Here is a 10,949-nt window from a genome sequence, read left to right on the forward strand (position 1 = left end):
GGGTACGCCAGGACCGCCGGGTACGCACCGCAAACCGGATGGGGAACGAATCCTGGACCGGGAATCCACACTGGCCCGAAAGCATCGCCGCCGACGACTCGAGCGGCAACGCAACCGTGCCCGCAACCAGACGCCCGCCACCCAGACGGACTCACCCGACCCGCCGCCCTTCTGAGGGATGCGCTCCTACTCCACCACACGGCGAGGTGTTGACCGTCACACACGAACCAGTTATTGTTTGTCATACAAACAAGTGCGCTCGAGGTGATCGATTCATGCCCCCAACCCGCCGGGCCAGCCGCGATGCCGGCAAGGCCACCCGCCAGGCGCTGCTGCATGCCGCGAGCGAGGTGTTCACCGAGCACGGCGAGACCGCGTCGGTGGCCCAGATCTGCGCGCGTGCCGAAGCCTTCCCCAACCAGGTCACCTATTACTTCGGCTCCAAGGAGCAACTGTTCGTCGAGGTGGCCTGCGCGGCGGTGCTGCGCGCCGGTCGGCACGCCGAGGAGTCCGCTGCGTCGGCGACGACGGTGCGCGAGTACACCCACATCCTGATCGGCACCCTGCTCGGCCCGCAGGCCCGCAACGTCGAGTTGTTCACCACCGCCATGCTGTTGGTGTCGCGTCGCACCGATCTACGCCAACAGATCACCGAGACCCTGCGCACCCTGCACGAGCGCGGCCAGGACGCCCTGACGCAGACCCTGGTGCGCACCGGCTGGCAACTGCGCGCCGACATCGACGTGGAGGCCCGCGCGTTCTGGTCGGCGATCTTCGGACTCATCGTCCAGAAAGCCGCCACCGCAGACGAATTCGGCTACACCCTCGAGGACTCGGTGGCGGTGGTCTTCGCCGCCCTGCAGATCCCCGACACCGTCCTCGATCAACCGCTCGTCCTCGCCGACTGACCACAGTGACCGGCCACGCCGGCCGACCCTCATCCGCCGTCACCCGATCGGAGCCCGACATGACCCAGACACCCGCGTCGCCGACCACGGCCCATCCGCGACCACACCTCACCCACACCGTGCTCAACCAATCCGTCCCGCGCGTCGACGTCAACGAGTACGAGGCCAATCAGGTTCTGCGCGAGGCCATCACCCGCCACGACGGCGGGTGGGGTGATGCGGAACTCGTCGAGATCGGCGCGCTGGTCGGCACCGAACAGTTCCAGCACGACGCGAAGCTCGCCAACACCATCACCCCGCAGTTCCACCCGTTCGACCGCTGGGGCAACCGGATCGACGAGGTCGAGTACCACCCGTCGTATCACCGGATCATCAGCGCCTCGATCGCCCACGGCGCACACACCCGCTGCTGGGCCGATCCGCAGCCCGGCTCCCACGTCGTGCGCGCCGCGGCGTTCTATCTGTTCGGCCAGATCGAGCCCGGGCACGCCTGCCCCGTCTCGATGACCCACGCGGTGATCCCGTCGCTGGAACTGCAGCCCGACGTCGCCGCACAGTGGGTTCCGAAGGCATTGTCGCGCAGCTACTCTTCCGAGTTGTCGGCGGACAAGTCGTCGGCGATCTTCGGCATGTCGATGACCGAGAAGCAGGGCGGCTCAGATGTCCGGGCCAACACCACCGTCGCAGTGCCGGTCGGCAGCGGCGGCCCCGGCGCCGAGTACCTGCTGACCGGACACAAGTGGTTCTGTTCGGCACCGATGTCGGATGCCTTCCTGGTCCTGGCACAAGCACAAGGCCAAGGCGGCGAAGGACTCTCGTGTTTCCTGCTCCCCCGCGTCCTGCCCGACGGCACCCGCAACTCGTTCCGCATCCAACAGCTCAAGGACAAGCTGGGCAACAAGTCCAACGCCTCCAGCGAGATCGAGCTCGACGGAACGGTCGCGGTGATGATCGGCGAGCCGGGCCGCGGCGTGCGGACCATCATCGAGATGGTCGCCCAGACCCGCCTCGACTGTGTCCTGGGCAGCGCGGCCGGCATGCGACAGTCGGTGGCCGAGGCACTCTGGCATGCCCGGCACCGGGCCGCCTTCGGCGCCACCCTGGTCGATCAGCCGGCGATGACCGCCGTGCTCGCCGACCTCGCCCTCGAATCCGAGGCAGCGACCGTCACCGCGATGCGCCTGGCCCGTGCCCACGACGAGGACGCGAGCGATTCCGAGAAGGCGTTCCGCCGGCTGGCGACCGCCGTCGCCAAGTACTGGATCTGCAAGCGCGGACCGCATCACGCCTACGAGTCACTGGAATGCCTGGGCGGCAACGGGTACACCGAGGACTTCCCGCTGTCGATGCGTTACCGCGAACAGCCCGTGATGGCCGTCTGGGAGGGATCGGGCAATGTGATCGCCCTCGACGTGCTGCGCGCGATGACGCGTGAACCCGACTCCGTCGGCGCCTTCGACGCCGAGGTGAACCTGGCGCGCGGCACCGACCCGACCCTCGATGCGCACCTCGATCAGCTGCGCCGCGACCTCGGTGAACTCGCCGGACTCGACGCGGCATCCGCCCAGCGCCGGGCACGTCGTGTCGTCGAATCCATGGCGCTGGCGCTCGAGGCGTCCCTGCTGGTCCGCTTCTCGCCGGCCGCGGTGGCCGATGCGTTCATCGCCGCACGCCTGGGCGCCGACCGCGCCTTCGAGTACGGGGCGCTGCCCACCGGCACCGATCTGGGAGCAATCCTGACGCGGCACTGACCTCCCGCGGGCGCATCCGGGATCGGATGACACAATCACCGAGACCTGTGTCACAACCCGGAGGAGGCGCCCGGTGGCCCCGCGTGTATCGCTCGACGAGCTCGATCCCCGCACGCCCGTGCTCATCGGCGTCGGTCAGGCCTCCGAACGCCTGACCGACCCCGACTACCGGGGGCTCGGCGAGGCCGACCTCGCCGCGCAGGCGGTCCGCGAAGCACTCGCCGACACCGGGACCGACCCGGCATCGGTGGCCGCGGAGATCGACACGGTGGTCGCGGTGCGGTCGTTCGAGGTGTCCAGTCCGCTGTCGGCGGCCCCACTCGGCCGCCCCGACAACATGCCGCGCGCCGTCGCCGCCCGCACCGGACTCGATCCGGCCACCGCGATCACCGAGGTGGTCGGCGGCCAGAGCCCGCAAAAACTCGTCACCGAGTTCGCCCGGCGGATCGCCGACGGCCGCACCGACGGTGTGGTGATCGTCGGCGCCGAGGTGATCTCGACGGTGCGGCACGCGATGTCGGAACTCGCGGCGGAGGATCGGCCGGACTTCGCCGAGCACGTCGACGGCTCACACGAGGACCGGGGATTCGGGCTCGCCGGACTCACCACCGCTCAGGAGGCCCGGCATCACCTGATCGAACCACTGTTGCAGTACGCGCTGCTCGAGAACGCACGGCGCCACCGGATCGGACTGTCCCGCACCGAGTACGCGCGATCCATGGCCGAGCTGTTCGCACCGATGTCACAGGTCGCCGCCACCAATCCGCATGCGGCGTCCCGACAATCGCGTACCGCCGACGAACTGCTCGACACCACGAACGGCAATCGTGCGCTCACCGACCCGTACACCCGACTGCTGGTCTCGCGTGACCAGGTCAACCAGGCCGCCTCGGTGATCCTGATGTCCGTCGGCAGGGCACGGGCGCTGGGGATCGACCCGGCGAGATGTGTCTTCCTGCACGGCCACTCGGACCTGCGGGAACGCCCGCTGATGGAGCGTCCCGACCTGTCACAGGGGCCCGCGGCCACCGCAGCGCTCGGAGCGGCCCTCGAGATGGCCGGCACCGAACTCGACGAGATCGCCTTCCTCGACCTCTACAGCTGCTTCCCCATCGCGGTGTTCACCGTGTGCGACGCATTCGGACTGTCCGCCGACGACCCGCGCGGTCTCACCGTCACCGGCGGCCTGCCCTACTTCGGTGGTCCCGGGAACAACTACTCCATGCACGCGATCGCCGAGATCGCCGGCCGCGTCCGTGCACGTCCCGGAACACTCGGTCTGGTCGCCGCGAACGGCGGTGTGCTGAGCAAGTATTCGGTCGGCATCTATTCCACCGACCCGGTCGCCTGGCACGCCGCCGACGATGCACGGCGCCAGTGTGAGCTCGACGCGGCGCCCAGCGTCGACGACTGCCACGACGCCGACGGCACCGCCACCATCGAGACCTATACGATCACCCCACCCGACCGGAAGGGGCGTCGGCGGACGATCGTCATCGGCCGGCTCGACGACGACACCCCGAACGATCCCGGACGCCGCTTCATCGCGAATGTCGCCGACGCGGACGAGGAACTACTCGACCGCCTGGCCACCGCCGACGACCCGATCGGCACCGCGGTGTTCGTCCGGTCGTTCGCCCACGGCAACCGAGTGGCGGTGTCGGAGGAACGGATGACCGAACTCTTCCCGGTCACCACCCACCGATTCCGAGACGCCTACGAGCACATCGGGATCCGACGCGAGGGTCACCTACTGGAGGTGACCATCGACCGTCCGGGCTCCCGGAACGCGTTGAACCCGAAGGCCAACGCCGAGCTCGACGAGATCTTCGACGCCTACTTCGCCGACCCCGACCTGTGGGTGGCGATCCTCACCGGCGCCGGCGACAAGGCGTTCTCGTCCGGCAACGACCTGGCACACATGGCCGGTGACGCACTGCTCGCGGTCCCCAAGAACGGTTTCGGCGGTCTCACCTCCCGGCCCACGATGCCCAAACCGGTGATCGCCGCGGTCAACGGACTCGCACTCGGCGGCGGCCTGGAGATCGCACTGGCCTGCCACATCATCGTCGCCGACGAGCAGGCGAGCTTCGGGCTGCCCGAGGTGAAGGTGGGCCTGGCCGCCGCAGCCGGCGGCCTCGTGCGGCTACCGCGCGCCCTCGGCCCGGCACTGGCCCGCGACATGATCCTCACCGGCCGCCGCATCGACACCGCCGAGGCACACCGCATCGGCCTGGTCAGCCGGATCGCCGAGCACGGACGGTCTCTCGAGGTCGCCCGTGCGGTGGCCGCCGAGATCCTGGCGGGATCACCCACCGCGGTGCGGGCCTCGCTGGCCGCGATGGCCGCCGCAGAGCAGATCCCCGACCCGGTCGAGGCCATCGGCGCGACCACCCCGGCGGTGCTGAACGACCTGCTGATCAGCCAGGACACGATGGAGGGCGTGCTGGCCTTCGTCACCAAACGCGCGCCGAACTGGACGGGCCGGTAGCCGCCGGGGTGAGACCTACAGCAGCACACCCGGATTGAGCAGTCCTTCCGGATCGAGGGCGTGCTTGATGGTGGCGGTGAGTTCCATGACGTCGGGGCCGAGCTGGTCGGGCAGCCAGCCCTTCTTCAGCCGGCCGACGCCGTGCTCGCCGGTGATGGTGCCGCCCAACGAGATCGCCAGATCCATCACCTGACCGAAGGCACGCTGGGCACGGTCGTGCTCGTCGGCGTCGTCGGGATCGAACACGATCAGCGGATGGGTGTTGCCGTCGCCGGCATGCGCAATCACCGAGATCATCACCCGGTTCCCCGCGGCGATCGCCGCCACGCCGTCGACGAGATCGGGCAGCGCGGGCAACGGCACCCCCACATCCTCGAGCAACAGCGAACCGAGTTTCTCCACGGCCGGGATCGCGGCACGGCGCGCGGCGGTGAACGCCTCCCCCTCGGCGGGATCGTCGGTGTCGAAAACATCTGCGGCACCGTTGGACTCGAAAGCCTCCCGGATGATCGCGACCTCGGCCACACCGGCCGGGCCGGGGGCATCGGACTGCGCCACCAGCAGCGCACCCGCCTCACGGTCGAGACCCATCCGCAGCATGTCCTCGACGGCGTTGATCGACACCCCGTCCATGAACTCGAGCATCGCCGGACGGATGCGAGCGGTGATCGCGAGGACCGCCTCGCTGGCCTCGCGCACCGACGCGAAGGTACCAACCACGGTGCAGGCCGACGCCTGCGGTGGGAGCAGTCGCAGCGTGACCTCGGTGACGATCCCGAGCAGCCCCTCGCTGCCCACGAACAGTTTGACCAGGGAGAGACCCGCGGAGTCCTTGAGCTGCTTGCCGCCCAGGCGGATGACACGACCGTCGGCCAGCACCACCTGCAGACCGAGGACGTAATCGGTGGTCATTCCGTACTTCACACAACACAGTCCGCCCGCATTGGTCGCCACGTTCCCACCGATCGAACAGATCTCGAACGACGACGGGTCCGGCGGATACCAGAGTCCGTTGGCCGCCGCGGCCGCCTTGACCTCCGCGTTCAGCAACCCCGGCTGGACCACGGCCGTGCGGGTGGCGGTGTCGATGGTGAACTCGCGCATCTTCTCCGTCGAGATCATCACCGCGCCGTCGACCGCGGTGGAACCACCGGACAGGCTGGTGCCGGCACCGCGGGTGATCAGCGGCACCTTGTTCGCCGCACACCAGCGCACGGCCGTCTGCACCTCGGCCGTGGTGGTGGGTCGGATCAGTGCGAGCGGGGTGCCGGCGTCGGGGTCCTGAGCGCGATCCTGACGATATCCGGCGAGGATATCGGGGTCGGTGACGACCATCTGCGCGGGAAGGTCGGCAATCAACTCACTCAGGTCAACATCGCTCATGGACTACACCCTAAGTGGCACCATGGAAGCCGTGAGTGACTTCAACACCACCATCATCGACGAGTTCCGCGCCAACAACGGCACCGTGACCACAGCCGGTTTCGGTCGTGGCCTGATCCTCCTGCACACCGTCGGCGCCAGGTCCGGGGCCGAGCGCATCAACCCGCTGATGTCGATCCCCGAGGAATCCGGGGGCCGGCTGATCGTCGGCAGCGCAGCCGGCTCACCGAAGGACCCGGCCTGGGTGCACAACCTGCGCAAGCACCCCGAGGTCACCGTCGAACGGCCCGGCGACGTCGGCGTCGAGACCTACACCGCGCGGGCCACCGAACTCGATCCGGTGCAGCGCGAGCAGGCATGGCAGCTGTTCCTGGCGGTCTCCGACGGCTTCGCGCAGTACACCGAGACCGCCGAGGGACGCGCGTTCCCGATCTTCCGGCTGACACCGCACTAATCTGGACGCGTGCTGGGACAGGGCGACGCGGTGGCCGACTACGTCGTCGACACGATGGTCGGACACGGCAGCAGCGCCGACGTCTACCGCGCCCACCGCACCGGCGACGCGACACCCGTCGCGCTCAAGGTGCTCTACACCCACGGCGCCGACGCGGCACGCGCCCGCGAGCGCTTCGAACGCGAGTACTCGATCGCCTCCCTGCTGCACCACCCGCACGTCGCGTCGATGTATGCCAGCGGTGAGATCGCCGAGTCCGCCGATCCCACCTCGACCGGGCGCGACCCCGACGGCCGCCGACGCCCCCACACCCTGTGGCTGGCCATGCAGTACGCCGCCGGCCCGTCGGCGGTGTCGCTGATCCCCGGGGAGAACCGGCAGCCACGGGTCCCGATGGTGCTGCGGCTGGCCCAACAGATCGGCGAGGCGCTCGACTACGCCCACTCCTGCGACGTCCTGCACCGCGACGTCAAACCCGCGAACATCCTGCTGACCTCCGATTCCGACGACGCCGGCATGCTCCTGTCGGACTTCGGGATCGCCCAACTGCTCGACGACACCCGCCCCCTGGCCCGCAACGGCCGCGTGCAGGGATCCATCGCCTACGCCTCTCCGGAACTACTTCAGGCCCAACAACTCTCACCGGCCAGCGATATCTACTCCTTCGCATGCAGCCTGGTGGAGTTGTTCACCGGCCTGCCGCCGTTCCCCCGGAGCACCGCCTTCGCGATCACCTACGCCCACCTCCGCGACACCCCGCCCCGACTCACCCGACGTCGACAATGGCTGCCGTCGTCGCTCGATTCGGTGTTCGCCAAGGCGCTCGCCAAGAACCCCGAGGACCGATACCAGCACTGCGCGGAGCTCGTCGACATCGTCATCCGCACCCTGCGCGACGTCCCCGTACCCGAGGAGCGTCCATCACGGACCGGGTGGTTCCGCGGTCGCTGAGATCGTCGGGGCCCGATGCTCGTCGGTGGCCGGTGCGGTGCACGGGAAACGACTGTGCGACAGGTCAGTCGCCGATGCGATAGGCCTTCCGCGCGGTCTCCCGGAACACACTGCGCAGCACGTGCTCACCCCAGGGTTCGAGGACGTCGAGCAGACTGCCGACGACCATCTCGAAGGACGCATTGGGCTTGTCCAGCGGAAAGTTTGACCCGAACATCACACGTGACGAACCGAAGTGCGCGACAACGTGTTTGACCAGCGGACCGACCATGTGGGTGAGGGTGTCCCGCGCACCGATGTTGCCCCAGGGTTCGCTGCCGTACCCCAGCACCGGCAGCGCCAGCCCGGACAGCTTGATCACGATGTTGGGTTGCGCGGCCAGCGACGTCATCCGCTCCCGCCACAGGCGCAGGATGTCCGCGCGTGCCGCGGCGGTGGTGCCGGTGCGCAGCCCGACCGGCCCGAAGGCCCCCACCGGGCAACCGAGATGGTCGACGATGATGGTGGTGTCCGGATACTCCCGCGCCACGCTCACCACGTCGTACAGCTGATGGGAGTAGACGAAGATCTCGGCGGCCAGACCCCGCCCGGCCACCGCCTCCATCCCACGCAGGAACGCCGGGGTCGCCAGCAGCCCATCGGTCTGACACCCGTCGCGCACCTTCGGATCCGGATGGCGACTCGCGTTGATCTGGATACCCCGGATCCGGTCCGACACCGCCAGCTGGGAGTCGAGGCGCTCGCCGAACCCGTCCAGCGTCGGATTGCCGCGCACCATCATCGCCCCGAGCGCCGGCGCAGACGCCGTCCCGAACGGCAACCCCAGCAGATAGTCCACCTCGGCCACGCAGTGGTCGTCGGGCGGGTACTCGCCCTCGTCGAGGGGTGTGTAGGCGTCGGTGACCACGACCGACTCGATCGGCACCCCGCACACCGCGGGCACCGCGGCCACGTCGTTGGAGTACTGGCGCGGTTCGTACGCGCGTGCCACCAGCCGCGGGGTGAGCAGATACTCGCGCTCGGCCTGAGAGGACACCACCGAGAACACCCTGTCCCCGAAACGTGGGACAACCCGCTGCACCCGTGACATCCGCCGGCCCAGACGCGGACTGCGGCGCGGATTCCACTGCTGGACATGGGTGTCGACGATCCCGTCAATCAGGCCGTCGAGCGTCGTCACTCTTCCCACCCTGCCACACCTGTCCAGGTCACATGTACGACACCCGGCGCGGCAGGCCATTCGTCATCCGGACGGGGGATGAGGGCAGAATGGGACCCGCGCCGACCGATCCGTGCGAGCACCGCAGGAGTTCGCCGGCGCGATCGTGGGATCCGAGAGTGTGTGGAGGTGCCGGCGTGGCCAACCATTCGCGCCATGTGCTGCACCAGTTGCGAGAACTGGTCAATCGCGATCCCGAACGGTTCTCGACGAACATCTACACCCGGCTGTTCGCCATCGACCCCGATCTCCGGGAGCTGTTCGGGGCCATGATGACCACTCAGCGCAAGGCGTTCTATCACGTGATCGACCACGTGCTCGAGGTGATCCCGGCCGAGACCGGTCAGGCCGAGCTCGTCGAGTTCCTCGCGCAGCTCGGCCGCGACCACCGCAAGTTCGGGGTCACCGCGGACAACTACCAGGCGATGTACCAGGCGCTCATGGGTGAGTTCGCGGCCCTGTTGGGCACCTACTGGGACGACGAGGCGCAACGGACCGTCGGCCAGGCGATGATGCTGGTGACCGGCGTGATGCGGGGAGCCGCCCAGACCGCGGTCGGGCCGGCGACGTGGACCGCGCAGGTGGTGGAGAAGTTCCGGATCACCCGCGATCTCGCCGTGGTCCGGCTGACCACACAGTCGCCGCTGCGCTTCAACACCGGCCAGTACCTGGAGACACAGATCCCGCAGTGGCCACGGGAATGGCGCAACCTCTCCCCGGCGATCCCGCCGAACCCGCACGGCGAACTCGAGTTCCACGTCCGATCCGTGCCGGGTGGCCCGGTCAGCACGACGATCGTCGGGCAGACCCGGATCGGTGACGTGTGGACCCTCGCCCAGGCACACGGCACCCTGCACGTCGATCGTGATCGTCGGGTGCTGATGGTCGCCGGGGGAACCGGGCTGGCCCCGTTACGGGCCCTGCTCATCGAGATGTCGGCGCGGGCCGATGCCCCGCCGACACATGTCTTCTACGGTGCCCGCCACCCCGGCGAGCTGTACGACCTGCCCGTGCTGCGACGCATCGCGTCGACCAACCCGTGGCTGCGGATCACCGCGGTGTCGGAGACCGCCGAGGACCCGTGGTGGCTGGAGGGGACCGTGGCCCCGGCAGACCTGGGGATCGAGCACCAGATCGGCCGGCTCGTCGACGTCGTCGGTGCGGCCGGACCGTGGGACGACCACCAGACCCTGATCACCGGGTCACCGGGGATGGTGGAGAACACCCGGCGCGGCCTGATCATCGCCGGGGTCCGCGCCAGCCTGATCCAGCACGACCCCATGTACTGAGATCCATGTACTGAGATCCGGGTACTGACATCCGGCGAACCCCGGGCTCTACTCCTGCGGGCCGAATCCGCCGCTCTGGCCCTGGGGCGACTCGGTCACCGTCTCGGTGACGGTCTCCGACTCGGTGGCGGTGACCGTGGCCTCGGCGGTCTCGGTGACGGTCTCGGTGACCGTGCGCTCGGTGGTCCGGGTCTGTGGTGAGGCGGTGACGGTGCGGGTGACGGTCTGCTCGTCGGTGACCGTGGCGGCGTCACCGGCCACCGTGCGGGTGACCGTGACCTGCTCCGTCGTACCCGGAACGGTCACGGTGGAGGTGGTGGCGGCCGGACTGGTCCCGTCGTCGCCGGTGAACAGTGCCACCAGCACGGTCAGGCAGACCAGGGCGGCGACGCCGGCCGCACCACCGATCGCCCACCACCGCAGGCCGAAGCCGGTCCGTCCGCGCGCAGAACTCGTGGTCGGCGCGGTGGCCAGGAGGGCGGGGTCGGCCGGTGCCGTGGGCG

8 protein-coding genes and 1 pseudogene are annotated in these 10,949 nt (G+C 69.0%); 6 read left to right on the forward strand and 3 right to left on the reverse strand.

What is annotated here, in order from left to right:
- The first annotated feature begins 275 nt into the window (after positions 1 to 275).
- The 3 genes from GD1_RS23080 (at position 276) to GD1_RS23090 (ending at position 5,150) form a co-directional block, all read left to right on the forward strand.
- A complete protein-coding gene (locus GD1_RS23080) occupies positions 276 to 908 on the forward strand; it encodes a TetR/AcrR family transcriptional regulator C-terminal domain-containing protein (RefSeq protein WP_059039837.1) in 633 nt (210 codons plus the stop codon).
- Between the two features lie 59 nt (positions 909 to 967).
- Positions 968 to 2,659 carry an acyl-CoA dehydrogenase family protein gene (locus GD1_RS23085; protein ID WP_059039845.1) on the forward strand — a complete coding sequence of 564 codons (1,692 nt, stop codon included), beginning with the start codon at positions 968 to 970 and terminating at the stop codon, positions 2,657 to 2,659.
- Positions 2,660 to 2,732: 73 nt separating this feature from the next.
- Positions 2,733 to 5,150 (forward strand): acetyl-CoA acetyltransferase, encoded by a 2,418-nt coding sequence (locus GD1_RS23090; protein WP_059039838.1) that lies wholly within the window; start codon positions 2,733 to 2,735, stop codon positions 5,148 to 5,150.
- Between the two features lie 15 nt (positions 5,151 to 5,165).
- Here GD1_RS23090 and GD1_RS23095 read toward each other — a convergent pair whose 3' ends face one another.
- Complete coding sequence (locus GD1_RS23095; RefSeq protein WP_059039840.1) at positions 5,166 to 6,533, reverse strand: FAD-binding oxidoreductase; 1,368 nt, start codon at positions 6,531 to 6,533, stop codon at positions 5,166 to 5,168.
- A gap of 31 nt (positions 6,534 to 6,564) precedes the next feature.
- Here GD1_RS23095 and GD1_RS23100 point away from each other — a divergent pair, with 31 nt between their 5' ends.
- Positions 6,565 to 6,987 (forward strand): nitroreductase family deazaflavin-dependent oxidoreductase, encoded by a 423-nt coding sequence (locus tag GD1_RS23100; RefSeq protein ID WP_053776293.1) that lies wholly within the window; start codon positions 6,565 to 6,567, stop codon positions 6,985 to 6,987.
- A gap of 54 nt (positions 6,988 to 7,041) precedes the next feature.
- A complete protein-coding gene (locus GD1_RS23105; RefSeq protein WP_174519101.1) occupies positions 7,042 to 7,938 on the forward strand; it encodes a serine/threonine-protein kinase in 897 nt (298 codons plus the stop codon).
- 64 nt (positions 7,939 to 8,002) lie between these two features.
- On the opposite strand, the gene GD1_RS23110 is transcribed toward GD1_RS23105, so the two are convergent.
- Positions 8,003 to 9,118 (reverse strand): amidohydrolase family protein, encoded by a 1,116-nt coding sequence (locus GD1_RS23110; protein WP_059039843.1) that lies wholly within the window; start codon positions 9,116 to 9,118, stop codon positions 8,003 to 8,005.
- 176 nt (positions 9,119 to 9,294) lie between these two features.
- On the opposite strand from GD1_RS23110, the gene GD1_RS23115 reads away from it, so the two are divergent.
- Positions 9,295 to 10,446 (forward strand): FAD-binding oxidoreductase, encoded by a 1,152-nt coding sequence (locus GD1_RS23115; RefSeq protein WP_020790001.1) that lies wholly within the window; start codon positions 9,295 to 9,297, stop codon positions 10,444 to 10,446.
- 48 nt (positions 10,447 to 10,494) lie between these two features.
- On the opposite strand, the pseudogene GD1_RS25115 reads toward GD1_RS23115, so the two are convergent.
- Positions 10,495 to 10,949, reverse strand: a pseudogene (locus tag GD1_RS25115) (hypothetical protein); the annotation flags it as partial.

The sequence above is a fragment of the Gordonia desulfuricans NBRC 100010 genome, from assembly GCF_001485495.1.
Lineage (GTDB): Bacteria > Actinomycetota > Actinomycetes > Mycobacteriales > Mycobacteriaceae > Gordonia > Gordonia desulfuricans.